This window comes from Methylobacterium sp. C33D (genome assembly GCF_053345825.1).
Map to the genome: position 1 here is coordinate 73,868 of NZ_JBKFAV010000004.1, position 22,559 is coordinate 96,426.

The following is a 22,559-nucleotide window of genomic DNA, read 5'->3' on the forward strand; positions in this document are numbered from 1 at the left end:
GGGGACACGGATGAGCGAACCGCTGACGATCTACGGCGACCCGGGTTCCGGGAACTGCCTCAAGGTCAAGTGGGTCGCGGCCCATCTCGGCATCCCGGCGGTCTGGCGCGACGTCGACGTCCCGGGCGGCGGGACGCGCAGACCCGAGTTCCTCGCCCTGAACCCCGCCGGCCGCGTGCCGATCGTCGTCCTGCCCGACGGCACCGTGCTGTCGGAATCGAACGCGATCATCGTCTACCTCGCGGAAGGCTCCGCGCTGGTGCCCGCGGAGCGCCTGCCGCGCGCCCGCATGCTGCAGTGGATGTTCTGGGAGCAGTACAGCCACGAGCCCTACATCGCGGTTGGCCGCTACCAGATCCACTATCTCGGGCGGGCGCCCGAGGATCTCGACCCGAAGCTCGCCGAGCGCGGCGCCGACGCCCTGCGGCTGATGGAGGACACCCTCTCGCGCTCGGCGTTCATGGCGGGCGAGACCCTGACCCTCGCGGACGTCGCCCTCGTCGCCTACACCCGCATGGCCCGCGAGGGCGGTTTCGACCTGGCGGCGTACCCGGCGATCCGCGCCTGGGTCGGGCGCGTCGAGGGCGGGCTCGGGATCGGCCCCTACGCCGGGCCGGCCTGATCGGCCGCGGGCTGCGGCGGCGCGGCGCCGTATTCCGGCAGGCTGACCCGCACGGTCGTCCCCTCGCCGGCCACGCTCTCGATGGCGAGGCGGCCGCGGTGGCGGTTGAGGCTGTGCTTGACGATGGCGAGCCCCAGCCCCGTGCCGCCGCGGGCGCGGCTCGAGGCCACGTCGACCCGGTAGAAGCGCTCCGTCAGCCGCGGGATGTGCTCGGGCGGGATGCCCGGCCCGTCATCGGCCACCGACAGGACGACGCGGCGGCCGAGCCGGGGGTCGTCCTCGCGGGCGAGCCCGACGCTGATCCGCCCGCCGCCGTACTTCACCGCGTTCTCGATCAGGTTCTCGATCACCCGCGCCAGCTCGTCGGCGTCGCCGGGGACCGCGTAGGGGCCCGCCCCCTCCTCCAGCCGGATCGCGGCGCCCCGCGCCTCGGCCGGCGGCCCCTGGGCGTCGACCATCTGGCGGGCGAGTGCCTTGAGATCGACCACCGCTGTGGGGGCGACGTGCTCGCGCAGTTCGATCCGCGACAGCGACAGCAGGTCGTCGATCAGCCGCGTCATCCGCAGGGCCTGGACGCGCATGATCTCCAGGAAGCGCTCCCGGGCCCGCGCGTCGTCGCGGGCCGGCCCCTGCAGGGTCTCGATGAAGCCGATCAGGGTAGCGAGCGGCGTGCGCAGCTCGTGGCTGGCGTTGGCGACGAAATCGACCCGCATCGCCTCCAGGCGCCGGGCCGAGGTGAGGTCGCGCAGGAACAGCAGCGCGCTGACGCCGGAGCCGTCGGGCATCGGCAGGGCGCCGATCTGGACGTCGAAGGTCCGCTCCAGCGGCACCCGGGTCGACAGCGCGACGCGGCGCGGGAGGCCGGAACTCAGCACCGCCTCGATGCCGTCGAGGACCTCCGGGTCGCGGAGCGCGAAGGACAGCGGCCGGGCCTGATGCAGGGCCGGCAGCAGCGCGCGGGCGGCGGGATTGGCCTCCAGCACCAGGGTCCGCCGGTCGACCAGGATGACCGGATCCGGCACGTGGGCGAGCAGCGCCTCCGCGACGGCGTGGCGCGGCGTGGTGGCGGCCGGTCGCGGGACGGGGGCCTCGCGGCCGCGGCCGCCGAGCCAGCCGCCCAGGCAGACCGCCGCGAGGCCGATCAGGATCAGCGGGAGGTCGAGTCGGCCGGACAGGGCGGCGGCGAGCCCGAACAGGCCCGCGGCGATGGCGGCGCCGGTCCAGGCGGGGGAGCTGCGCAGGCGGCCGGACATGGCGGGCGCGGCCGGCCGATCAGCGGGGCTCGGACTCGTCGTGCCACGCGCGGCCGGACGGTCCGGCCGTGCCCTCCGGCGGGCCGGGATCGCGGGCGCCACCCGCGCGCTTCACGATCTCGTAGAGGCCGAGCATCGCCAGGGCGGTCACGAACGGGACGACGTAGTAGCAGCCCCGGAACAGCAGCAGCGAGGTCAGCACCTCGTTGCGCGGGAGGCTCGACAGCGCGAGCAGGATCGTCGCCTCGAACACGCCGATGCCGCCCGGCGCGTTGGACGCGATGCCCAGCATGGCGGCGAGCACGTAGATCGCCAGGAACGTGGTGAAGCCGAGCGTCGTCTCCTGGGGCAGCAGCACGTAGAGCACCGCCGCCGCCGCGCAGACGTCGCCGATGCCGACGATCATCTGGCCGATCGAGACCGAGGCCCCGGGCAGCTCCAGGCGCCACTGCTTGACGGTGATGCTGCGCTTCTTGGCCGAGACCCAGGCGAGGTAGCCGAGCACCAGGGCGAGCGCCGCGAGGCCGACGCCCTGGTTGATCCGGATCGACGTGAAGGCGAGCCCGGCGAGCTGGCCGGCCTCGATGATGAGGCTCAGGCCCAGCACCACGCCCATGCCGAGCCAGAAGGTGAAGCCGGCGATGACGGTGAGCGCGGCGATCTTGGCCGTCGAGAGCCCCTGCCGGGCGTAGATCCAGTAGCGGATCGTCCCGGCGGTGAGCAGCGGGAAGCCGAGGGTGAAGCTCACGGCGTAGCTCGTGAACGAGGCGAGCGCGGTGATCCGGTAGGGCACCTTGATCTTGAGCTGGCGCAGGGCCAGCGCGTCGTAGCCGGTCAGGAACAGGTAGCTGACGCCGACGAATAGGAAAGCGAGGCCGAGCTGCTCGGCGGTCGCGGCCGCGATGGCGCTGCGCACCTCCGCCCAGCTGACGCTCTGCACGAGCTTCCACAGGACGCCGAGGGAGACCGCGAACAGCACGATGCTGGCCGCCGTGCCGATCCAGGCATAGCGGCTGCTCAGGCTCTTCCGCTTCGAGCCCCCTTCGGCATCGTGCTGGACCGGCTCGACCGGCTCGGCCGGTCCCCGGTGCTGTCCCTGAAAATTCATGCCGATCGGCGTCCGCCCTTCCGGCTGCGCGGCCCGGCCGAAGGCCGTCAGCCCGTGCCGGAATCTCCCGGACCGCGGCCCGTTGCCCCGCATGTAGGCCGAACCGGGGCGCAAGGCCAGGGAAGGCAGGCCCGTGACGGGCGATCTATCCTCAGCCGGAGGTTCGTCCGAGGATCGCGGCCGCCTCCGCGAGGCCGCGCCGGATCCGCGCGGGCACTTCCGGCGCGGTGCAGACATAGGTCGGGCTCGGGTGCGGCACGCGGATGACCGGCAGGTCGGCGCGGAAAACCGCGAGGGCGGGCGCCGCCTCCCCGGCGAAGCGGCCGGCCAGCACCGCCACGGCGAGGCGCGGCAGCAGGTCGAGGAGCGGGGCCAGGTAGGGCGCGGCCGCCGCGACCTCCGCCCGGCGGGGCGCCCGGTTGCGGGCGCCCTCGGCGTGGATGAGCCAGGGGACCGCGTTCCAGATCAGCGTGTCGGCCCGGCTGAGCCCGGCCTCGGCGAGGAAGCGGAACAGGTTGGCGGCGGTGCCGTTCGCGCTGTCGCGGGTGACGAAGCCGGTGCGCAGGACCGCCGGGCCGGGGGTCTCGAGGAGGAGGAGCATCCGCGCGCCGACGCCGCCGTCCAAGGGGTCGGGCGCCGGGACCGGGGCGCCGCGCTCGGCCGCGATGGTCGCCGCCAGCGCCCGGATCGGGGCGATGTGGGGGCTGTCGATCAGGGCGCGGCGGGCCGCGAGGGCTTCCGGATCGGCCAGCGCCTTCGGCGCCCGCGGCTCAGCCGGCATCGAGACCGGGGATCGCGGGGCCGAGGCGGCCGGACCGGCGGAAGCGCTCGGTGCCCTGTTCCCGGGCGAGGCGCGCGTCGAGGCCGGCCACGCCGCCGAACTGGAAGCCGATCTGGCTGGCATAGGCCGCGCAGGCGGCGCGCTTCCGGGCCTGCGCGTCCGGGGCGAGGCGCATCGCGGGCTCGGCGAGGTCGGCGAACAGGTCGGCGAGGGGTTCCTTCGGGGCGGCCTCCCGCACCGTGTAGGGGAAGTCGCGCCACCACAGGATCGGCTGCGCCGGCGCGAGGCCGCGCAGCGCCCGCACCGCCTGGACGTGATCGACATGGCCGCCGATCGCCTGCGGGGCGAGGAGGAGGTCAGGGCCCTCCGCGGCGATCAGCCCCGCGATGGCCGGCGCCAGATCGGCCGCGACGCAATCGTCGGCGCGGGTGTCGGCGAAGAGCTCCGGCGCCGAGCCGTAGCCTCGGTGCGGTGCCTCCCGGAACGGCAGGTGGACGGGCGGCGCGATGCCGAGCGCCGCGGCCGCGCGGACATCCTCGTCCCGGCGCAGGGCCATGTAGTCGATCTCCGGTCCCAGCCCCTTGTCCAGCTGGCAGGCGAGCGCGAAGCCCCTCGGCTCGGCGACGCTGCCGGTGAACAGGGTCGCCATCACCACGCGCCAGTCAGCTTGCGCGAGGCTTGCCAGGAGGCCGCCGCACGAGAAGGCCGCGTCGTCGAGATGGGGCGAGAGGGCGAGCGCGGTGGGCATCGTTCGGGTGCGACGGTCTCGATGGTTTCCAACCCGCGCTCAGAGCAGGTGCGGCTCGGCGCGGAAGCGGCAGGTCGGATCGTGGGGCAGGTCCGGCGAGAAGCCGGTGGCCGGCCGCTCGCCGCGCACGCGGGCGTAGACGTCCATGATCTGCCGCCCGACCGCGTGCCACGAGTAGACCCGTCGGCACTCTTCCAGGCCGGCCGTCGCGATGCGGCGGCGCAGATCCGCGTCCGCGATGACCCGGGTGAGCGCGGCGGCCTGCGCCGGGACGTCGCCCGGGTTGACCAGCAGCCCGTTCTCCCCGTCGCGCAGGCAGTCCGAGACGCCGACCGCGTGGCACGAGACGGTGGCGAGCCCGGCCGCGAGCGCCTCCAGGATCGTGTTGGAGAAGCCCTCCGCGTAGGTCGGCGAGACGAACACGTCGGCGTGGCGGTAGAGGTCGGGCACGGAGCCGTACTCGGCGTAGCCCGTGAAGGCGATCTCGCGCTCCGAGAAGCCGCGCTCGGCGGCGAGCGCCTTGGCCGGGTCCACGTCGGGTCCGATCCCCGAGATGGTGGCGGCGAACGGCGTGCCCTGCGCGCGCAGGATCGCCAGGGCCTCGATGAAGTCGAGCACGCCTTTCCGGCGGTCGACCCGGCCGTGGTAGAACAGCCGCACCGGGCCGGCATGGGGCGCCGGCAGCCCGTCGGGCGTGCCCTGCGCGAACCGGTCGGTGTCGACCGCGCCGGGCACGATCGTGAAGCGGGCGGGGTCCGACCCGAGCCGCTCGCAGACCTCGTCCACGAAGGAGGCGCCGCCGATCAGCAGCGCGTTGGCGTGGGCCAGCACCTCGCACATGGCGACCCGGTGGGTCTCGCAGCAGGAGCCGACCCAGTGGCCGTCGCCGCCCTGGATCGAGACGACGCTCGGCACGCCGAGTTCGCGCGCGGCGAGCAGGACGGCCCAGCCGGTGGGGTAGCCGTACTGGGCGTGCAAGATGTCGAAGGGTTGTCGAGCGTGCTCGCGGCAGATCGCGTCCACCATCGCGGCGATGTCGCGCTCGAAATCGCCCGACGCCTGCTCACCGAGCTGCTCCAGGCCGATCACCCGCACGCCCGGCACCGGCGGGGGCGGCCCGCCCCCGTAGACCCGGGTGCCGAAGGCGTCGCCCCGGTACTGCGAGATCATCGTGACGTCGTGGCCGGCGCCGACCAGCTCGCGCAGCAGGTTCTGCGCGTAGACGCTCATGCCGGATATCGCCGGGAAGTAGCGGCGGCTGAGGAAGAGGATTCTCATCGTTGCACCGTGGGGCGCAGTCCGTTGGTGGCGGAGCACGACCTGCCCCCTCTCTCGTGCGGGAGAGGGTTAGGGTGAGTGACGAGAGATCTCAGGACAAAGCGCACCAACGACGTCTGCGCCGGTCGCGCTTCATTCGGACAGTTCTCACCCCTCACCCTGTCCCTCTCCCGCGCGGGAGAGGGGACCTGCGCCCGCTCCTGAAGCAGCGTGGTCGCAACGGACACCAGCATCAGCACGCCCGACGGGAGCCGAGGCCCGCGCCATGCCGAGACGGTGGTCTGCGTGTGATCAGCTGAAACGGCCATGTTCACTGCCATTGCCGCCGGGTCTCCTGCTCGCCGGCAAGCACCGGCCCGGGGCGCCGGCAGCCGCGGAGGTACTCCAGCGCCTGCGGGATCATCACGTCGGCCCGGTGGCTCTCGCGGGACAGCTCGACGCAGATCAGCTTGCCGAAGCCGACCTCCTCCAGGGCTTCCAGCACGCCCGGCACGTCCATGTCGCCCTCGCCGAAGGGCAGGTGGATGTGGCTGCCGCGCTTCATGTCCTCGATCGCCACAGTGCCGATGCGGTCGGTGAATTCCCGCACGGCCGCCGCCGGCTCGCGCTCGCCGGTCACGAGGCAGTGGCCGGTGTCGAGGGCGAGTTTCAGCCCCGGCACGTCGAGCGCCGCGTAATCGTCGAGCGTCTCGATCAGCATGCCGGGCTCGGGCTCCAGGCACGGCACGACGCCGGACTCGGTCGCGAAGGCAGCGACCTCGTGCAGCCCCTCCTCCAGCCAGCGCCGGGCCTCGCCGTGATCGACGCCGGGCTTCGGCACGCCGGCCCAGAACGAGACCGCCTCGGCGGAGAGCATGGCGCCGATCTCGATCGCCCGCTTGAGGAAGCCCACGCGCCGGGCGCGGCCCGCGGCGTCGGCGGTCACCAGCGTCGGCTCGTGCTTGGCGGAGGGATCGAGCAGGAAGCGGGCGCCCGTCTCGATGACGCAGGTCAGCTCCAGCTTCTCCAGCAGGCTCGCGACCCGGCCGGCTTCCGCCGCCCAGGTGTCGGAGAACGGGTCGAGGTGGTGGATGTCGAGCGTGAGCGCCACGCCGTCGTAGCCCGCCGCCTTGATCAGGTGGATCGCGTCGTCGAGGCGGTGATTGGCCGCGCCGTTGGTGTTGTAGGCGAACCGGAGCGTCACGCCGCCCTCCCCTTCCGCTGGGCGAGGCGGAACGGCGCGTGGTGCGATTCCGGCTCGCGGTAGAGCGGATAGTGCCGCCCGACGATCCGCTCGGCCAGGGCCACGTCGAACAGCGGCTGGCCGCCGAACCGCTCCAGGGCCTCCGGCGTGAGGCGCACCGGCCGCAGGGTCTCGCTCTCGGCGCCGAACTGGATCAGCGGGTGGTCGCGGTCGAGGAGCTTGCGCGTATTGCGCTCGCCGATCCGGTAGTAGCTCATGGTCTCGACCTCGAGCCCCGGCACGATCGCCTTCACGACGCCGACCCCGCCGCCGGGCGGCGTGCAGTCGACGTAGAGCACGTCGAACCCGGCCTCGAGCAGACGGTCGCAGGCGATCTTCCCCCGTGCGTGTCCGTCCGGGGCCTGGGTGGAGGGCAGCTCTGAGAACCGCTTGGTGCTCCGCTCCGAATACACGGTGTCGGCCAGCACGCCGCGCAGGTCGGCAGCGGGCATCTCGATCCATTCGAGCATCGCCTGCAGGGCGCGGCTCTCCTCGAGGTCCAGGCTGGGCAGCGCCTTCTGGATGAAGGCGTCGATGTAACCCGGTGGGGTTACCGTGGCGGCCATGTCGAGGGGGCCGTGGCCGAAGGTCTTGCGCACCCGGGCGGCCTGGAACTCCAGGAGCGCCTTGCGCAGAGCCCGCTCCCGGTCCGGGTCGCAGGCCTCGCCGCAGGCCGAGAGGGCGATCGGCGCCGGGGTGCGCGCCGGATCCTCGTCGTAGCCGACGACGTAGAGATTGGTCAGGCCGAACTGGTCGGTGGCGAATTTCGGCAGCGCCCGGATGCCGAGTTCCTTCAGACGGGCCAGCATCGCGGCGTTCTCCGGGCCGATGCCGTCGAGATCGAGCATCACGCCCTGGTCGAGGGCCCGGAACAGCAGGCCGTTGCCGTCCCGCTGGAGCAGCTCCAGCACGCCGTGGCCGAGCGCGAAGGGCACGTCGGGCCCGGCGCCGAGGCCGTTGGTGATCAGGTTGGTGAAGGGCTTGTAGCCCTCCGACAGCTCGAAATAATCGGTCGCCGCGACGTCGAGCGGCATCAGCACGATCTCGCCGGTGGCGTGGCGGACGCTCGGCGTCCATTCCAGCTCCGTGTCGCGGCCGACCGGGGAGCCGGCGGGCAGGCAGAGGGTCAGCGGATCCGCGACGGATTTCGTGCCGTAGACGCGAGCCAGATCATTGTAGCTCGCCCGCTCCTTGGCCCGCGGCAGCACCGCGAGGGACGGCATCAGGTTCTCGGCGATCTCCGCGACGGCACCGATCAGCGCCTCGTCGTCGGTCGCGCCGTAGCCGATGCCGGAGGGCATCGCGCCGACGAAGAACGGGTCGTCGAGGAACAAAGCCACGAACCAGACCGGGATGCCGGTGCGGTCCAGGGGCGCCAGGGGGAAGCCGACGACGCGCCCTTCCGGCAGGACGTCGAGATAGGCCCTGACGGGATCGGGCAGGGTCCCGGGCAGGCCCTCGATCGGCCGCGCGGCGCCGAACCGATAGGGGCGCGGCGCCTTGATCCGCGCGTGGCGCGCCCGGTCGTCCTGGTCGTGGAAGGCGTCTGCGTTGCTCACGTCGTGTTCCCGTCTGCCGCGACCGCCTGCCTTCCCGGCTCCGTCCCCCCTCGTCCTGAGGTGACCGCGAAGCGGGCCTCGAAGGAGGGCTCCTTCGCAGCCTCCGCCGCGCTCCGGCACCTCAGGATGAGGGGGTGAGTGGGAGATGCTTGAGTCGGTCGCGTGATCGAATGTCCTGTCCGCTACCCCTGCCCGTAGGCGCGGGCGACGAGCCGCATCGTGTGAAGGTCTCGGGGCGCCGAATACGCGACCCGCTCCTCGGGCCGGCGCAGGGCCGAGCCGAAGGCGCGCACCTGCTCGGTGAAGGGTGAGCTGTCGGCGTCGAAGGCGAGCGCTTCGGAACGCCCGCCGGCACCGTCGACGAAGGTCAGCGACCCGCCGGCGGTCTGGCCCATTGTGTTCTCGGCCACGAGCAGGCCCTTCGTGCCGACAACCTCCAGGCGGCGGCGGGGCAGCGCGTCGGGGCAGTTGTAGGCGACGTGCAGGCTGGCCAGCGCGCCGCTCGGCGTGCGCCCGATCAGCAGGGCGCCGTCGTCGACCGCGTAATCCTGGGCCTTGGTCTGGGTCAGGGCCGCGAGGTCGGCGATCGGCTCGCCGAGCAGATAATCTACGAGGTCGAGCCCGTGCGGGGCGAGGTCCATCAGCGCACCCCCGCCGGCCTGGGCGGCGTCGATCCGCCAGTTGGGCTGCCCGGCCTCCGACCAGTCGCGCCCGAGCCAGCAGGCGTAGACGATCCGCACCGCCGTGACCGTGCCGAGCCGCCCGGCCTCGACCTGAGCGCGAATCATCCGATGCGCCGGGTGGTGCCGCTGGTCGAACGCCGTCCCGTAGAGGATGTCCTCCGACTCGACCGCGCGGACCATGGCCTCGGCGTCGCCCAGCGTCGCGGCCATCGGCTTCTCGCACAGGATCGCCTTGCCGGCGGCGGCCAGCGCCTCGACGGCGCCCCGGTGCAGGTGATTGGGCGTCGCCACGTAGACGGCCTCGACGTCGGGTTCCGCGATGAGGCCGGCGAGATCGGCATGGGCGCGCGCCCCCGTTCGCTCGGCCGCGGCGCGGCTCTCCGGGTTCGGATCGCTGACCGCGACCAGCCGGTGCCCGGCGGCACGGATGCCCGGCTCCATGTAGTCGCGGGCGACCCAGCCGTAGCCGACGATGCCCCAGCCGACCGCGTCCATCACCAGCGCTCCGGCAGGTCGACGAACTCGCGGACGCGGACGCGCTGCGTCTCCTGCACGTCGAGGTCCTCGGTGAAGGTCAGGTGCTCGGGGCCGGGGGAGTGCAGCGGATAGGTGGCGCGGGGTGCGTATTCCGCCTCGTAGCGCTCCGAGGGCCAGCGGACGACGTAGCCGTCGCCCTCGGGCACGTAGAGCGGGTTGAGCCGCAGAACCGTGCCGGGCTTCGGCAGGGTCAGGCCGTCGACCAGGGCGCGCGGCGCCGGGCGCATCCCGGGGCCGCAGACCACCGAGAACGCCTCGCAGGTTCGCAGGGCGGCGGGATCCTGCGGGCCGGGCGCCCGCGCCTCCACCAGCGCCCGGGTCAGCTCCGCGTCGTCGTAGACCAGGGCGTCGGGGAAGAACTCGGCGATCTCCTCCGCGGTCACGGCCCTGCCGGCCGAGAAGCCCGGGCAGTCGCGGTTGTGGATGTGGCTGAGCGCCAGCCAGCCGTCGTCGCCGGCGTTCTGGCGGAGGCTCTCGAGGAGCGCCGCCTTGTCGTCGAGGAAGTAGAAGGCGTCGTTGCAGACGACGAGGTCGACCGGCGCCCCCGGGATCGGCCAGTGGGGCGAGCCGGCGTCGAAGCAGACGAGCTGCGCCTTCTCGCCGACGACCCAGTGGCGCGCGACCCAGAGCTTGGCGAAGACCACGTCGGCGCCGGCGACCCTGCAGCCGCGCCGCTGCAGCTCGCGCAGGTAGTGGCCGATGCCGCAGGCGAACTCGAAGACGCAGACGGGCTCGTTCCAGTGCGCCTCCAGCAGCGACAGGCCGGCCAGGAAGGTCGGGTCGCTCCAGCGGTGCAGGAAGTAGTCGCCGACGCGGCCCCAGCCGAGCAGGTCGACCGCGTCGCGCAGGGTCGCCTCGCGGCGCGTCCTGATCAGCCGGATGATCCCGGCGGGATCGGCCGGCGGCCCGTTCCACCAATCGTCCTGATCGACCAGCAGGGCGGCCAGCGCCTCGTCGGGCTCGCCGGCGTCGAGATGGGCGAGCACCCGCTCGACCAGGGCCGCGCGGTCGATCCGCAGGTACGGGATGCCGTCGATCACGGGCCAGCGCGCGCCGGTCTCCGCGTCGCGGAGGGCGTGCGGGCCGTCGGCCTTCAGCGGGTTGCCGGTATCCGGCGAGAGGATGTCGAACGGGATCATGGTTCTCGGGGCCGCCCGGGCAGATGGGCGACCGGGTCCGGCGATCAAGGGATGCGCATGTCGGCGAGGACACGATCGTGGAAGCCCTTCACCGGGCCGGCATGGACCAGCTCCCACTCGTCGAGCACCATCGCCATCGTGGTCGAGGCCCCGCGGAGATGCTGGGCGATCTGGAGGACGCGGTCGATGCAGTCGGCCGCGTGGAAGGCGCGGCCCTCGGCCGTGGCGTCGTCGGGCAGCACCGCGCGGGCGCGCTCGACCTGGGCCCGCAGGGGCTCGGCGAGTTCGGCGAGCGCCCAGGCGGTGGTGGTCGCCATGATCGGCCCGAGATGGTCGCCGAGCAGCATCTCGCCGGTGAAGCCGGCATCCGGCATCGCGGCGTTGTGGAAGTGGTGGGCCATCGCGGCCAGGAAGACCGTGCCGGGATCGGCCCGGTAGAACGGGCTGAGACAGACGCCGTAGACCGCCACGATCAGGCAGTGCTCGGCGTGGTTCTCCGGCGGCTCCAGCAGGATCCGGGCGCGACCGGGACAGGTGACGCCCGCCCGCGGCTGCTGTGCCAGGGCGGCGACGAAGCCCGGCAGCGGGCCGGGCCGGCCCGCCGGACGCGGCGCGAGCCGCGCGCGCAGGCGGTCGCGGAGGTCCGGATCGAGGTCTCCGGTGACGGCGTCGAAGCCCGCGACCAGCACCGCGGAGGCGTCCGCGTCGGAGAGCCCCGCCGCGGTCAGGAAGGCCGCGTCGAGGTCGCAGAGGCGCGTCGCCGCCAGCGTGACGGCCGCGATGTCGAGGGCGACGTCGTCGGGCGCGGCGCCGCCGGTGAGCAGCCCCCAGCCCTGGGCGAACAGCCGCTCGGCGATCGACCCCTGCCGGCCCGCCGAGCGGACGCGCTTGAGGTCGTTCATCTCGACCATGAGGTCGCGCAGCGCCTCGGGCGCTGCGGCACCGGATTGCGACGGGTGGTTCTCGCGGAGCATCATTTCTCTCGGCCGGATGAGGCTCGGGGCCTCACAGGCGGCTGGGGCGGACGCGCCCGTCGTCCGGTCGGACGCGGGTCCCCTCTCCCGTGCGGGAGAGGGACAGGGTGAGGGATGCGACCTCTCCGGAAAGACCGGGTCCCTCACCCGAACCCTCTCCCGCACGGGAGAGGGGCCGGCTCCGGCCCGTCGTCGACGACGCGGCCGGACCGAGATCGTGCCGTGGTCGTCGAAGCGGGATGCCTCAGTGCACGCCCAGCCAGTCGCGGAGCATCTGCTCCTGCTTGCCGAAGGCGTGCTCCGGGCCGTGGCCGTTCTTGACCATCGGCGCCTTGAAGAAGGTCGAGAGCTGCTCCTGCACGCCGCCGTCGCCGCGCTTGTGGGCAAGGTCGAGGACGCGGGCGATCTCGATGACGAGCGGCGCCGCCAGGATCGAGTCCTTGCAGAGGAAGTTGACCTTGATCTGCATCCGCTGGCCCATGAAGCCGGTGACGTCGATGTTGTCCCAGGCCTCCTTGTCGTCACCGCGCGGGCGGTAATAGTGGATGTGCACGAGGTGGTCCTCGACCGGGTAGCCGAGGATCGAGTCGAGCACCGTGCCCTTGGTGTTGAGCTTCGACTGCAGCGAGTTCGGGTCGTTCAGCGCGAGGCCGTCGCGGTTGCCCAGGATGTTCGTCGAGAACCAGCCGTCGACGTGCAGGGCGCGCGCCTTCAGGGCGGGCGCCAGCACGGTCTTCATCATGGTCTGGCCGGTCTTGCCGTCCTTGCCGGCGACCGGGACGTTCAGCTCCTTGGCGAGTTCCAGGAGCGCCGGGACGTCGGCGGCGACGCTCGGGGTGAAGTTGGCGTAGGGGATGCCGCTCTTGATCGCCGCGTAGGCGTAGAGCATCGCCGGCGAGATCGCCTCGTCGCTCGAATCCAGGCCCTTCTCGAAGGCGGCGGTGGAGTTGAGGGTCGGGTCGTTGAGGTCGGGCCAGCGCTCCGTGGAGGCGAGGTTCACAACGACCACGTCGTCGAGGTTGCTCTCCTTCTGGAAGCGGCGGAGATCGTTGGCGATCACCGAGACCGCCTCGCGGTGGTCCTTGGCGACGATCCGGTTCTGGCCGTCGATGTTCTTGCAGAACTTGGCGCTGCCGACCGCCGGCCACGGCGTGATGCCCTTGAGCGCCTGCGCGCCGGTCTCGATGTCGTCCTTCGAGAGCACGCCGTGCCCGCCCGCCGCGGAGGCGAGGTCGTCGCCGTTCAGGTCCCAGCCGCCGAAGACGAGATCCTTGTAGTCGGCCATGCCGGCCACGGAGAGACCGGCGAGCGGCAGCCCGTCGAGGCGGTTGGAGCCGGATTTGATCATCTCGATGCCGGCGATGGCGGTGGTGGCGACGGCGCCCCCCATGCCAACGAAGGCGACACCGACGCGGCGACCGGACTGCATGCTCATCGGAAAATGATGTCCTTGTGGGGACGCGGGTGGCGTCTTGAAGGGTCCGTCCGAGGACGGAAGTTCGCCCCCCCCGGGGCCGTACCTAACTGGCTCCGCGGTGCTCCGTTCCAAGCCGAATGCGACAACATCGCCCCGCCGTCGTCCCGCGCGCGGCCGGCCGCCGGCGCGCGGGCGGCGTTAACGCGGCCCTAAGGGGCAGGGTTAACCCTTCCTTGACCGTGCCACGCTTGGATCACGGGGCCGTCCCATTCTGGTCACGGCGGGCGTCGATAGGGCCGCCGCTTCCAGAAGAAACCCGGCCGACAGAGCCGGGCGGACGCAAGGACCGATCTGAAGAGGACCAATGATGGGGGTTTTCCCGGAGCCGGCGCGTCGCGCCGACGACGTGAACCGACTCGTGCCGCGGACCCTGACCGGCACGGGCGCTTTCGAGGACGAAGCCGTGGCGTGGCTGCCGCGGGCCGGGCGCAGAGCAGGGCGCCGGTCACTTCGCCGCACCGGCCTCGGCCGGATCTCCGGGACGCTGGCCCTCGGGCTCGTCGCCGGGTTCGGCCTGCCGCAGGCCGCCTTCGCGCCCGCCTACTTCGCGCCGGCCGCCCAGGCCCACGACCGGGTGGACACCAGCCCGCGCGCCGCGCAGGCCCTCGCTCAACCCGCATCCGAGCCCGCGGTTCCCGCCGAGGCGCCCGCGGCCCCGGCAGAGGCTGCCTGGAACGGCCTGCCCGTGCCGGAGCAGGAACCGGCCACCACGGCCCTGATCCAGGACGACCTCGCGGCCCTGCCGCGGGTGACGCAGGATCAGGACGCGGTCAAGTTCGGCGAGCGCAGCGTGCCGCGCACGGTGGTCGACACGATCGTCAAGGCCTCCGACGAGGCTGGCGTCGATCCCGTCTACATGATGGCGCTGGCCGACAAGGAATCGAGCTTCGACACCCAGGCGAAGGCCGCGACCTCCTCGGCGCAGGGCCTGTTCCAGTTCGTCGCCCGCACCTGGCTGGAGATGATCCGCGACTACGGCGCGCGCTACGGGCTCGCCGACGAGGCCGCGGCCGTGAAGGGCCGGGGCGCCGCGATCACCGTGACGGGCAGCATGCGCGCCCGGGTGCTCGGCCTGCGCAACGACCCGCGCGTCGCCGCCCTGATGGCGGCCGAGCTGATCAAGCGCGACCGCGACCGGATCGAGGCCCGGGTCGGGCGCGCGCTCACCACGACCGAGCTGTACCTCGCCCATTTCCTCGGCACGGCGAGCGCCGGGCGCTTCCTGTCGCTCTCCTCCGAGAAGCCCGACGAGGTCGCCGGCCGCGAGTTCCGCACCGCGGCGCGGGCCAATCGCGGCCTGTTCACCGAGAAGACGGGCGGCAAGCGCCGCAGCCTGACCGTGTCCGAGCTGCACGACCGGATCGACGGCATGATCGACCGGCGGCTGACCCGATATCAGGGCGTGGCGGCGGTCGCCGAGGCCCTCGACAAGGCGCCGGCCCAGAGCGACGTCGCCGCCACCGAGGAGACGGCTCCGGTGGCCGGCAATCGCCGCGTCGAGGTGACGGAGGCGCTGCCGCCGGACGGGGTGTGAGGACCCCGCCGGGCTGCCGGCTTTCCTGAGCCCGTCGGATCGGCGCCTCGGTGCGCCGGATTCGTCGGATCGCCCGCCCTTCCCGCTCGATCTCCCGACGAAGTCGCCCGGGCATCATCCCGGGCTTCGTCGCCGGACCCGGACGCGCCGAAGCGGCGGGACCCGGAGCCCGCCCGACTCGGATCGGGGCGGTCGCCCACCCCGTGGCGCATCGGGCGCGAGGCCCCCTCTCCTCCCGAATCGGCCCTGGCCGAGTCGGGCTCCTCGATGAGCAGCGCGGGCCGGCCCGTGATCCCTCCGGAGAGCGACCGAGCGAGGGGTGCGACCTCTCCGGAAAGACCCGATCCCTCACCCCAACCGCCACCCGCACAGGAGACAGGTCCACGCCGAGTCCGGATCCCGGGCTGGCCCGCGGCGCCCCCCCGGCGCGACGGGGCGGATCGGGTGAGTCCCATCGGGGCCTGGACACCGGATCCCGACCGGCCGCCGAGGGACCACCGCGCGGCCTCAAAGCTCGGCTTTTAAGGCACTGTTAACCATAGCAAGACCAATCCTGTCGGCAGACTACTTCTCTTAGAGATGCTTGGCGCCGATGCCCCGCTACTTCATCGACCTGCACGACGGCGCGCAGCCGATCCACGATGAGGTCGGGTTCGACCTGCCGGACCTGCCGGCGGCGCGCGCGAAGGTCACGCGCATCATGTCGGCGATCGCCCGCGACATGCTGCCGGACGTCGAGCGTCAGGATTACGTGGCCTGCGTCCGCGACGGCGTCGGCAAGGTGGTCTACCGGGCGCGCCTGTCCCTCGCCGCCGAGATGGTGGAGTGAGAGGGACCCGCTCCGCGCGGCCGTCGTCCACCTGAGACCGCGCCGAGCCCGCCCTGAGGCGCGCCGCCGCGCCGGGGCAGCGCTTGACCGCCCCCCGGTTCCGGCCATCTCGGATCCATGAAACGGCGCAGCCTGCTCACGGTCGCGAGTGCGGCCACGGTCATGACGCTCGGCGGCGTCGGCTACGCCGCGCACCGGCGCGGCCGGAATCCCTACTACCGCGGCCCGACCTCCGACCATTTCGACGGGCTGCGCTTCTTCCGGCCGGGTCAGTCGACCGACAAGGCGCTCCCCGACGTCCTGCGCTGGCAGGCCAAGCGGCAGCGCGAGCCCTGGCCGAAGAGCTTCCCCAGCCCCTACCCGGCCGACCGGCCGCCCGAGCGCGTCGAAGGCTTGCGGGTCGTGCTGATCGGCCACGCGAGCTACCTCGTGCAGGTCGCCGGCCGGAACATCCTGATCGACCCGGTCTTCGCCAAGCGGGCGAGCCCGGTCCGCTTCGCGGGGCCGAAGCGCGTCAACCCGCCGGGCATCGCCTTCGCCGACCTGCCGCCGATCGACGCGGTGCTGATCACCCACAACCACTACGACCATCTCGACGGGCCGAGCCTCGCCCGGCTCTGGCAGGCGCACCAGCCGCTGATCGTGGCGCCGCTGGGCAACGACACGATCCTGCGCGGCTACGACGACACGATGCACGTCGAGACCCGCGACTGGGGGCAGTCGGTCGATCTCGGCGACGGGCTGCAGATCCACCTGACGCCCGCGAACCACTGGTCGGCCCGGGGCGTCAACGATCGGCGGATGGCGCTGTGGTGCGCCTTCGTGATCACCTCGCCCCGCGGCGTGCACTACCATGTCGGCGACACCGGCTTCGGCGACGGCGCGCTCTTCTCCGACGTGAGGGCCCGCTTCGGGCCGCCGCGCCTCGCGACGCTGCCGATCGGCGCCTACGAGCCGCGCTGGTTCATGCAGGCGCAGCACGTCGACCCGGCCGAGGCCGTGAAGGTCCTCACCCTGCTCGGCGCCGAGCAGGCCCTCGGCCACCACTGGGGCACGTTCCAGCTCACCGACGAGGGCGTCGAGCGGCCCGCCGAGGCCCTGGCGGCGGCCCTCGGCGGGGCCGGCATCCCGGCCGAGCGCTTCCTGGCCCTGCGGCCCGGCCAGGTCTGGGAGGCCTGACCCGGGCGGCCGTCCGGACGCGCCGACGGTCATTGGGCACGATGCGTGCATCATTCTGTATGCAGCATGGGGTGGAGGCCCGGGCAGCGCCGCCGCGCGCCCGAGGACGGGTGCCGTTCCGTGCGGCGCCCGCGCCTTCAGCCGAGAGACACGATGGACCCGATCAAGCCGACACGCCGATCCCTGATGGCCGGGGGCGTCGCCCTGGCGGCACTGGGGGCGGCGGGCCGGGCCGGCGCGCAGGGCGCGGCCCCCGGCACCCTGACCTACGGCATCTCGATGACCGACCTGCCGCTGACCACCGGCCAGCCGGACCGGGGCGCGGGCGGCTACCAGTTCACCGGGCTCACCCTCTACGATCCCCTGGTCGCCTGGGAACTCGACGTCGCCGACCGGCCCGGCAAGATGGTGCCCGGCCTCGCCACCGCCTGGGAGGCCGACCCGGCCGACCCGAAGGTCTGGACCTTCCACCTGCGCGAGGGCGTGGCCTTCCACGACGGCTCGGCCTTCGACGCCGACGCGGTGATCTGGAACTTCGACAAGGTGCTGAACAAGGAGGCGCCGCATTTCGACCAGCGGCAGGCGGCCCAGGTCCGCCCGCGCCTGCCCGGGGTCGCGAGCTACCGGAAGCTCGACGCCAAGACCGTCCAGGTCGTCACCAAGACGCCCGACAGCCTGTTCCCCTACCAGATGCTCTGGTTCCTGATCTCGTCGCCGGCGCAGTACGAGAAGGTCGGGAAGGACTGGGCGAAGTTCGCCTTCGAGCCCTCGGGGACCGGGCCGTTCCGGATGGGGCAGCTCGTGCCGCGGGTGCGCCTCGAGCTGCTGCCGAACGTCGGCTATTGGAACCCGAAGCGGGTCCCGAAGCTCGCGAAGCTGACCCTCAGCTGCGTGCCCGAGGACCTCGCCCGGGTGAACGCGCTCCTGTCCGGCAGCGTCGACCTGATCGAGGCGCCCGCGCCCGACGCGGTGCCGCGCCTGAAGGGGGCCGGCATGCGGGTCGTGGGCAACGACACGCCCCATGTCTGGAACTACCATCTGTCGATGCTGGAGGGATCGCCCTGGCGCGACCTGCGCCTGCGCAAGGCCGCCAACCTCGCCATCGACCGCGCGGGCGTCGTCGAGCTGATGGGCGGCCTCGCCCAGCCGGCCGTCGGTCAGGTCCAGGAATCGAGCCCGTGGTTCGGCAAGCCGGGCTTCAAGATCCGGACCGACGTCGAGGCGGCGCGCAAGCTCGTCGAGGAGGCCGGCTACTCGGTGAAGAACCCCGTGAAGGCCACGGTCCTGATCCCGACCGGCGGCACCGGGCAGATGCTGTCGCTGCCGATCAACGAGTTCGTCCAGCAGAGCTGGGCCGAGATCGGCATCCAGGTGGAGTTCAAGACCGTCGAGCTGGAGGTGGCCTACACGGCGTGGCGCCAGGGCGCCGCGGATCCGAGCCTCAAGGGGATCAGCGCCGGCAACATCGCCTACGTCACCTCCGACCCGTTCTACGCCATCCTGCGCTTCTACGATTCGCGGCAGATCGCGCCGAACGGCGTGAACTGGAGCCACTACCGCAATCCCGAGGTCGATGCCCTCTGCGACAAGGTGAAGGCGAGCCTCGACGTGGCCGAGCAGAACCGGCTGCTCGCGCGCATCCACGAAATCGTCGTCGACGACGCCGTCCAGGTCTGGGTGGTACACGATACCAATCCGCACGCGCTGTCACCGCGGGTCAAGAATTACGTCCAGGCGCAGCACTGGTTTCAGGACCTCGCGACGCTCGCCTGATCCGGCCGGACCTGTGACGGGCGCGGGGAGAACAGGACAACATCGGGAACGATCGGTGCGGAGACGGGTTTGACCTCGAACGCACGACGGAGTGTCCCATGAAGACCCTGCTTGCCGGCGCCGTCCTGGCCGCCTCCCTCGCGAGCGTCGTCCCCGCCGCGGCGCAGCGTATCGAGATCGGCCCAGACGGGCCGAGCGTCGACCTGCGCTCCCGCGGCCAGCGGGAGCGCGACTTCCGCCGCGAAGAGTATCGGCGCGACCGCGGCTACGAGGAGGATCGCCTCTACAGGCGCCAGCGGTTCGACGACGACCGCCCGGTGATGCGGCGCGGCTACGGATACTGATTCGCCGCCCGCCGCGCCGCGCGGCGATTGTGCGCCCTCTTCGGGGGCCGGCTCGCGCCGGCCCCCTTCTCTTTGCCGATCCGCCGGCGATCGGCCCGAGACAGCGCGCGCCGCCCACAGGCCGCATTTCGCACTTGCAGCACGGCGAATCGGCGACTAGGAAGATCAAGCATCAAATTTCGGGAGCATCTGGCAATGACCCTTCGTTTCATCAGTGGCTTCGCGGCGGTCACCCTCGCGGTGTGCGGCTTCTCTGCTCCGGCCGCGTTCGCCAAGCCGATGAGCGGGGCGAGCGCCGTCAAGATGATCGACACCGACAGCGACGGCACGATCGACATGAAGGAGGTGGAGGCGGTGGCCTCGGCGACCTTCGACCGCCTCGAGAAAGACTCGGACGGCACGCTCGACGCCAAGGAGCTGAAGGGCCGCCTGAGCGCGGCCGGCGTGAAGCAGGCCGATCCGGACAGCGACGGCACCCTCGACAAGAAGGAGTACCTCGCGGCCGTCGCCGAGCGCTTCAAGCTGGCCGACCCGGACAACGACGGCACGCTCGACGCCAAGGAGCTGAACTCCAAGGCCGGCAAGGCTCTCCTCGCCCTGATCAAGTAAAACCGACCGGACGTTCCCGATGGAGCGTCGATGAGCGAGGCCCCCGCGGCGCTGATCGCGGGGGCCTCGCTGCGTCTTGACCGACCCTTCACCTTCGTCGAGCCGCGCGAACCCGTCGGTTTTTCACGTAAAAGTTGTGGATTGCCGCGACTGTTCCGATCCGGCTCCCGCCGCGACCGGACGCCGGGCGGCAGCGCCGCAGCGTCCGGTCGGGCGCGCCGGCGAACAGATCGGCGAAGCGTCCGGCGCGTTGTTGAGCCCCCCGGGGAGATGCGACGCTCGACCGCTCGCCCTGCACCTTCGGGGGGAGTTGACGGTTCGCAACCTGTAGGTGCACCCTCGCGACGGTTGAGGGACCAACACGATGCGCAACGGCTCACCCGAGGACGAAGCGAACGCGCGGCGCCGCGCGGAACTGTGCGCGCTGGCGGACGGGACTCACGGTTCGACGGCGGTCGACGCGCGCGACCCGGGTGCCGCGAGCGACGCCGAGGCCGCGGATGCGGAATCGTCAGACCTGCTCGGCGAACTCGGCGACGCGCTGCTCGCCGCCTATCGGCTGGCCGAGCAGGACGGAGACCGGCTGACCGTCGCGCTGCTCGGACAGGCGCTGCTGCGCACTGGGCGGCGTTTGGCGCACGGCATGTCGCCCGCCGATGTCGGGATCGCCTGTCACTGAGGCGCGGCGCGCTCGCGGCGCGCGATCCCCGCCCCTGAGGCGACCGCGCGGTCGATGCCGAGAAGCCCCCCGGCTACGTGCCCGGGGCGGCGCGGTCGAGGAAGGCGCGCAGGTAGCCGCCGACCGCGTCGGCGCGCTCGACGGCGAGCAGGTGGGCCGCGCGGGGCAGCACGACGAGCTCGGCCTGGGCGATGCCGCCGCAGATCTCCTCGGCCATGGCCGGGGGCGTCGAGGGATCGTCGCGGCCGGCGATCACCAGGGTCGGCGCGGTGATGGCGGCGAGCGCCGGCCGGAGATCCATCCGCCCGATCGCCCCGCAGCACACCGCGTAGCCGGCCGGATCGCAGGCCAGGAAGCGCGCGCGGACCGCCCGCACCGCCTCGGGGTCGCGCGCCGCGAAATCCGGCGTGAACCACCGTCCCAGCGTCGCCTCGACCACGGCCGCCGTCCCCTGCGCGCGCACGGTGGCGGCGCGCTTGTCCCAGCTCTGGCGGCTCGGCAAGCAGGCCGCCGTCGCCATCAGGGTGGCGCTGAGCGCCCGCCCCGGGTCGGCGCTCGCGAGCGCCTGCACGGTCATCCCGCCGAGCGACAGCCCGACCAGATGGGCCCGGCCGAGACCGAGGGCGTCCAGCAGGCCCGCGAGGTCTCCGGCCAGGTCCGCGATCGCCGCGGGCCCGTCGCGCGTTTCCGATCCGCCGTGGCCGCGCGTGTCGTAGCGCAGCGTCCGGTAACGTCCCGCGAGCGCCGGCATCAGCGCGTCCCACATCTCCAGGGTCGCGCCCAGCGAGTTCGAGAAGGCGACGACCGGGGCGCCCTCGGGCCCGTCGAGGTGGTAGCGGAGGCCGAGTCCTCCGACGGTGATCTGCGGCATACGGCTCTCTCCGGTCCGGGCTCTTCAGGATGTCGCGGCGGCGGGGTTGAGCGGGCCGGCCTCGCGGCCGCCCGAACGGCTCTCAGGTGCGCCCCAGGGGAATCAGCCCCCAGCCGCGTTCGTGGAGGTAGTACAGCACGGTCTTGGTCACGGTCTCGGTCGAGGCGATCGAACCGGCGACGAGCACGCTTCCGGTGAACAGATAGGACAGCAGCAGCGTGTCGAGGCTCCCCACGACGCGCCAGCTCACGGCCTTCGCGATCGAGCGGAGGCGGCTCTCCCCGGCCGGAGGCGCGCGCGTCCGCGCGGGCTCGGGCGCGCGGACGTGTTGGGTCGGGACGTCGTCTGCGGGCATGCGGGCTCCCTGCTGTCCATTCGAAACACCGGCGGCGGCGCGGTCGATGAGGGGCACGCACCCGAGGCCGCCCCGCCGGATCTCCGGGCGCGCGGATGACGATGCCGCGAGCCCGGCGATCCGGAGGACCGTCTCCAACATGGGCTAATGCACCGCCGGCCGAAACGCTCGACAAGTGCGGTGACGAGGCCAGAGGAGGTCAGCGATGCACGAGCCCGCGATCGGCGACGCCGCGATCCGTCCGGCGGAGTTCTGGGACACGGTCGGCGGTCTGGTAACCGCGAAGGTCGAGCCGGTGATCGGCCGGGCCGACAGGCAGCGCAGCCCGGTGATCGACTATTTGCGCGACCTGGAGGCCCTGGCACGGCGGCAGTGCAGCAGCCGCGAGACGGTCCAGATCATCGCCTCGGGCCGGCGGCTGCTCGGGGACCGGAGCGAGATCGGGCCGTCGGACGGGCCGTTCACCCGCGCCTGAACCTGGCACCGGCGCACGCGATCGCGCGCCGGGCCGGGCGAGCTGCCCGTCAGGATCACCGGCACCCCGGCGGCCGAAGGGGCGCCGCACGGGCCGTCCGCGACCGGATCAGGTAGATCGTTGCCGCGACCGCCCAGGCCGCGCAGGTCGGCGCCACCCATTGCTGCAGGTTCGGCAGCGACCAGCCGTACAGGAACTCGGCGCCGAGATGCGCCTGCACGGCGTCCCAGCCGGCGTGCTTGATGTCGTGCTCCCGCTGCCCGGCCTCGCGGCCGTAATAGTAGGTCGAGACCACGAGCGCCGCGACGCCTTCCGGGCGGGGACTGCGCAGCAGGATCAGCGCGGCCGCCACTCCGGCGGTCTCGGGGATCGCCGTCAGCGCGTGGCTCACCGCCGGGTTCGCGACCATGAAGGCGACGAGCGCTCCGAGCATGGGCGGCGCATACACCAATCCCGGGACGGCGTCTGCGGCGGCGCGGCCGCGCGCCTGCATCCCCGACCGGCGCCGCGCGGTTGACCGGGCAGGACCG

23 protein-coding genes are annotated in these 22,559 nt (G+C 72.7%); 9 read left to right on the forward strand and 14 right to left on the reverse strand.

From position 1 onward, the window contains the following. The first annotated feature begins 10 nt into the window (after window positions 1-10). Entirely contained in the window at window positions 11-622 is a 612-nt protein-coding gene (locus tag ACLBXO_RS03940) for a glutathione S-transferase family protein (protein ID WP_447684566.1), read from the forward strand. Here ACLBXO_RS03940 and ACLBXO_RS03945 read toward each other — a convergent pair. The 11 genes from ACLBXO_RS03945 to ACLBXO_RS03995 all read right to left on the reverse strand — a co-directional run bounded on the left by ACLBXO_RS03945 (window position 604) and on the right by ACLBXO_RS03995 (window position 13,339). Further along, window positions 604-1,875, reverse strand: coding sequence for an ATP-binding protein (locus ACLBXO_RS03945; RefSeq protein WP_447684567.1), 1,272 nt, complete (start codon window positions 1,873-1,875; stop codon window positions 604-606). The two genes, ACLBXO_RS03940 and ACLBXO_RS03945, sit on opposite strands and share 19 nt — an antisense overlap. Window positions 1,876-1,894: 19 nt before the next feature. After that, a complete protein-coding gene (locus ACLBXO_RS03950) occupies window positions 1,895-2,983 on the reverse strand; it encodes a lysylphosphatidylglycerol synthase domain-containing protein (RefSeq protein ID WP_331313546.1) in 1,089 nt (362 codons plus the stop codon). 151 nt (window positions 2,984-3,134) lie between these two features. Then, complete coding sequence (locus tag ACLBXO_RS03955) at window positions 3,135-3,764, reverse strand: uracil-DNA glycosylase (protein ID WP_447684568.1); 630 nt, start codon at window positions 3,762-3,764, stop codon at window positions 3,135-3,137. After that, window positions 3,754-4,512, reverse strand: coding sequence for a PIG-L deacetylase family protein (locus tag ACLBXO_RS03960; RefSeq protein ID WP_331313545.1), 759 nt, complete (start codon window positions 4,510-4,512; stop codon window positions 3,754-3,756). The genes ACLBXO_RS03955 and ACLBXO_RS03960 overlap by 11 nt, the downstream gene beginning before the upstream one ends. Window positions 4,513-4,551: 39 nt before the next feature. Beyond that, window positions 4,552-5,790 (reverse strand): glycosyltransferase family 4 protein, encoded by a 1,239-nt coding sequence (locus ACLBXO_RS03965; protein WP_331313544.1) that lies wholly within the window; start codon window positions 5,788-5,790, stop codon window positions 4,552-4,554. A gap of 310 nt (window positions 5,791-6,100) precedes the next feature. Then, on the reverse strand, window positions 6,101-6,973 hold the full coding sequence (locus ACLBXO_RS03970) for a sugar phosphate isomerase/epimerase family protein (protein ID WP_331313543.1): 873 nt from the start codon (window positions 6,971-6,973) through the stop codon (window positions 6,101-6,103). Next, the gene (locus tag ACLBXO_RS03975) at window positions 6,970-8,571 is read right to left on the reverse strand and encodes a YcaO-like family protein (protein ID WP_447684569.1); all 1,602 of its coding nucleotides are present in this window, start codon (window positions 8,569-8,571) and stop codon (window positions 6,970-6,972) included. Before ACLBXO_RS03975 ends, ACLBXO_RS03970 begins: the two co-directional genes overlap by 4 nt. Before the next feature lie 182 nt (window positions 8,572-8,753). Continuing rightward, window positions 8,754-9,749, reverse strand: a complete 996-nt coding sequence (locus ACLBXO_RS03980; protein WP_447684639.1) for a Gfo/Idh/MocA family protein — start codon at window positions 9,747-9,749, stop codon at window positions 8,754-8,756. Continuing rightward, a complete protein-coding gene (locus ACLBXO_RS03985) occupies window positions 9,749-10,930 on the reverse strand; it encodes a class I SAM-dependent methyltransferase (protein ID WP_331313540.1) in 1,182 nt (393 codons plus the stop codon). The genes ACLBXO_RS03980 and ACLBXO_RS03985 overlap by 1 nt, the downstream gene beginning before the upstream one ends. Window positions 10,931-10,974: 44 nt before the next feature. Continuing rightward, entirely contained in the window at window positions 10,975-11,904 is a 930-nt protein-coding gene (locus ACLBXO_RS03990) for a hypothetical protein (RefSeq protein ID WP_447684570.1), read from the reverse strand. A gap of 244 nt (window positions 11,905-12,148) precedes the next feature. Beyond that, entirely contained in the window at window positions 12,149-13,339 is a 1,191-nt protein-coding gene (locus tag ACLBXO_RS03995; RefSeq protein WP_331313539.1) for an inositol-3-phosphate synthase, read from the reverse strand. A 349-nt stretch (window positions 13,340-13,688) separates the two neighbouring features. Between ACLBXO_RS03995 and ACLBXO_RS04000 the strand changes: the two genes are divergently transcribed. The 7 genes from ACLBXO_RS04000 (at window position 13,689) to ACLBXO_RS04030 (ending at window position 20,328) form a co-directional block, all read left to right on the forward strand. Then, complete coding sequence (locus ACLBXO_RS04000; RefSeq protein WP_331313582.1) at window positions 13,689-14,915, forward strand: transglycosylase SLT domain-containing protein; 1,227 nt, start codon at window positions 13,689-13,691, stop codon at window positions 14,913-14,915. Between the two features lie 592 nt (window positions 14,916-15,507). After that, window positions 15,508-15,744, forward strand: a complete 237-nt coding sequence (locus ACLBXO_RS04005) for a DUF6894 family protein (protein WP_331313538.1) — start codon at window positions 15,508-15,510, stop codon at window positions 15,742-15,744. Window positions 15,745-15,861: 117 nt separating this feature from the next. After that, window positions 15,862-16,923, forward strand: a complete 1,062-nt coding sequence (locus ACLBXO_RS04010; protein WP_447684571.1) for an MBL fold metallo-hydrolase — start codon at window positions 15,862-15,864, stop codon at window positions 16,921-16,923. A 153-nt stretch (window positions 16,924-17,076) separates the two neighbouring features. Next, complete coding sequence (locus ACLBXO_RS04015; RefSeq protein ID WP_447684572.1) at window positions 17,077-18,696, forward strand: ABC transporter substrate-binding protein; 1,620 nt, start codon at window positions 17,077-17,079, stop codon at window positions 18,694-18,696. A 98-nt stretch (window positions 18,697-18,794) separates the two neighbouring features. Further along, window positions 18,795-19,040 carry a hypothetical protein gene (locus ACLBXO_RS04020; protein ID WP_447684573.1) on the forward strand — a complete coding sequence of 82 codons (246 nt, stop codon included), beginning with the start codon at window positions 18,795-18,797 and terminating at the stop codon, window positions 19,038-19,040. A 195-nt stretch (window positions 19,041-19,235) separates the two neighbouring features. Beyond that, complete coding sequence (locus ACLBXO_RS04025; protein ID WP_331313534.1) at window positions 19,236-19,649, forward strand: EF-hand domain-containing protein; 414 nt, start codon at window positions 19,236-19,238, stop codon at window positions 19,647-19,649. 364 nt (window positions 19,650-20,013) lie between these two features. After that, window positions 20,014-20,328, forward strand: a complete 315-nt coding sequence (locus ACLBXO_RS04030) for a hypothetical protein (RefSeq protein WP_447684574.1) — start codon at window positions 20,014-20,016, stop codon at window positions 20,326-20,328. Between the two features lie 73 nt (window positions 20,329-20,401). Here the strand turns inward: ACLBXO_RS04030 and pcaD are convergent, their stop codons facing one another. Both pcaD and ACLBXO_RS04040 read right to left on the reverse strand, forming a co-directional pair. Beyond that, on the reverse strand, window positions 20,402-21,199 hold the full coding sequence (pcaD, locus tag ACLBXO_RS04035) for a 3-oxoadipate enol-lactonase (protein WP_447684575.1): 798 nt from the start codon (window positions 21,197-21,199) through the stop codon (window positions 20,402-20,404). An 82-nt stretch (window positions 21,200-21,281) separates the two neighbouring features. After that, on the reverse strand, window positions 21,282-21,554 hold the full coding sequence (locus ACLBXO_RS04040) for a DUF2061 domain-containing protein (protein WP_331313531.1): 273 nt from the start codon (window positions 21,552-21,554) through the stop codon (window positions 21,282-21,284). Window positions 21,555-21,759: 205 nt separating this feature from the next. Between ACLBXO_RS04040 and ACLBXO_RS04045 the strand changes: the two genes are divergently transcribed. Further along, window positions 21,760-22,029: a hypothetical protein gene (locus ACLBXO_RS04045; RefSeq protein ID WP_331313530.1), complete on the forward strand. Its 270-nt coding sequence runs from the start codon at window positions 21,760-21,762 to the stop codon at window positions 22,027-22,029. Between the two features lie 55 nt (window positions 22,030-22,084). Here the strand turns inward: ACLBXO_RS04045 and ACLBXO_RS04050 are convergent, their stop codons facing one another. After that, window positions 22,085-22,462 (reverse strand): hypothetical protein, encoded by a 378-nt coding sequence (locus ACLBXO_RS04050; protein ID WP_447684576.1) that lies wholly within the window; start codon window positions 22,460-22,462, stop codon window positions 22,085-22,087. Window positions 22,463-22,559 lie beyond the last annotated feature (97 nt).

Coding starts and splice junctions, on each gene's coding strand:
- ACLBXO_RS03940 (WP_447684566.1), top strand. CDS start 11: ATGAGCGAACCGCTGACGATCTACGGCGACCCGGGTTCCGGGAACTGC.
- ACLBXO_RS03945 (WP_447684567.1), bottom strand. CDS start 1,875: ATGTCCGGCCGCCTGCGCAGCTCCCCCGCCTGGACCGGCGCCGCCATC.
- ACLBXO_RS03950 (WP_331313546.1), bottom strand. CDS start 2,983: ATGAATTTTCAGGGACAGCACCGGGGACCGGCCGAGCCGGTCGAGCCG.
- ACLBXO_RS03955 (WP_447684568.1), bottom strand. CDS start 3,764: ATGCCGGCTGAGCCGCGGGCGCCGAAGGCGCTGGCCGATCCGGAAGCC.
- ACLBXO_RS03960 (WP_331313545.1), bottom strand. CDS start 4,512: ATGCCCACCGCGCTCGCCCTCTCGCCCCATCTCGACGACGCGGCCTTC.
- ACLBXO_RS03965 (WP_331313544.1), bottom strand. CDS start 5,790: ATGAGAATCCTCTTCCTCAGCCGCCGCTACTTCCCGGCGATATCCGGC.
- ACLBXO_RS03980 (WP_447684639.1), bottom strand. CDS start 9,749: ATGGACGCGGTCGGCTGGGGCATCGTCGGCTACGGCTGGGTCGCCCGC.
- ACLBXO_RS03985 (WP_331313540.1), bottom strand. CDS start 10,930: ATGATCCCGTTCGACATCCTCTCGCCGGATACCGGCAACCCGCTGAAG.
- ACLBXO_RS03990 (WP_447684570.1), bottom strand. CDS start 11,904: ATGCTCCGCGAGAACCACCCGTCGCAATCCGGTGCCGCAGCGCCCGAG.
- ACLBXO_RS03995 (WP_331313539.1), bottom strand. CDS start 13,339: ATGAGCATGCAGTCCGGTCGCCGCGTCGGTGTCGCCTTCGTTGGCATG.
- ACLBXO_RS04000 (WP_331313582.1), top strand. CDS start 13,689: ATGGGGGTTTTCCCGGAGCCGGCGCGTCGCGCCGACGACGTGAACCGA.
- ACLBXO_RS04005 (WP_331313538.1), top strand. CDS start 15,508: ATGCCCCGCTACTTCATCGACCTGCACGACGGCGCGCAGCCGATCCAC.
- ACLBXO_RS04010 (WP_447684571.1), top strand. CDS start 15,862: ATGAAACGGCGCAGCCTGCTCACGGTCGCGAGTGCGGCCACGGTCATG.
- ACLBXO_RS04015 (WP_447684572.1), top strand. CDS start 17,077: ATGGACCCGATCAAGCCGACACGCCGATCCCTGATGGCCGGGGGCGTC.
- ACLBXO_RS04020 (WP_447684573.1), top strand. CDS start 18,795: ATGAAGACCCTGCTTGCCGGCGCCGTCCTGGCCGCCTCCCTCGCGAGC.
- ACLBXO_RS04025 (WP_331313534.1), top strand. CDS start 19,236: ATGACCCTTCGTTTCATCAGTGGCTTCGCGGCGGTCACCCTCGCGGTG.
- ACLBXO_RS04030 (WP_447684574.1), top strand. CDS start 20,014: ATGCGCAACGGCTCACCCGAGGACGAAGCGAACGCGCGGCGCCGCGCG.
- pcaD (WP_447684575.1), bottom strand. CDS start 21,199: ATGCCGCAGATCACCGTCGGAGGACTCGGCCTCCGCTACCACCTCGAC.
- ACLBXO_RS04040 (WP_331313531.1), bottom strand. CDS start 21,554: ATGCCCGCAGACGACGTCCCGACCCAACACGTCCGCGCGCCCGAGCCC.
- ACLBXO_RS04045 (WP_331313530.1), top strand. CDS start 21,760: ATGCACGAGCCCGCGATCGGCGACGCCGCGATCCGTCCGGCGGAGTTC.
- ACLBXO_RS04050 (WP_447684576.1), bottom strand. CDS start 22,462: ATGCTCGGAGCGCTCGTCGCCTTCATGGTCGCGAACCCGGCGGTGAGC.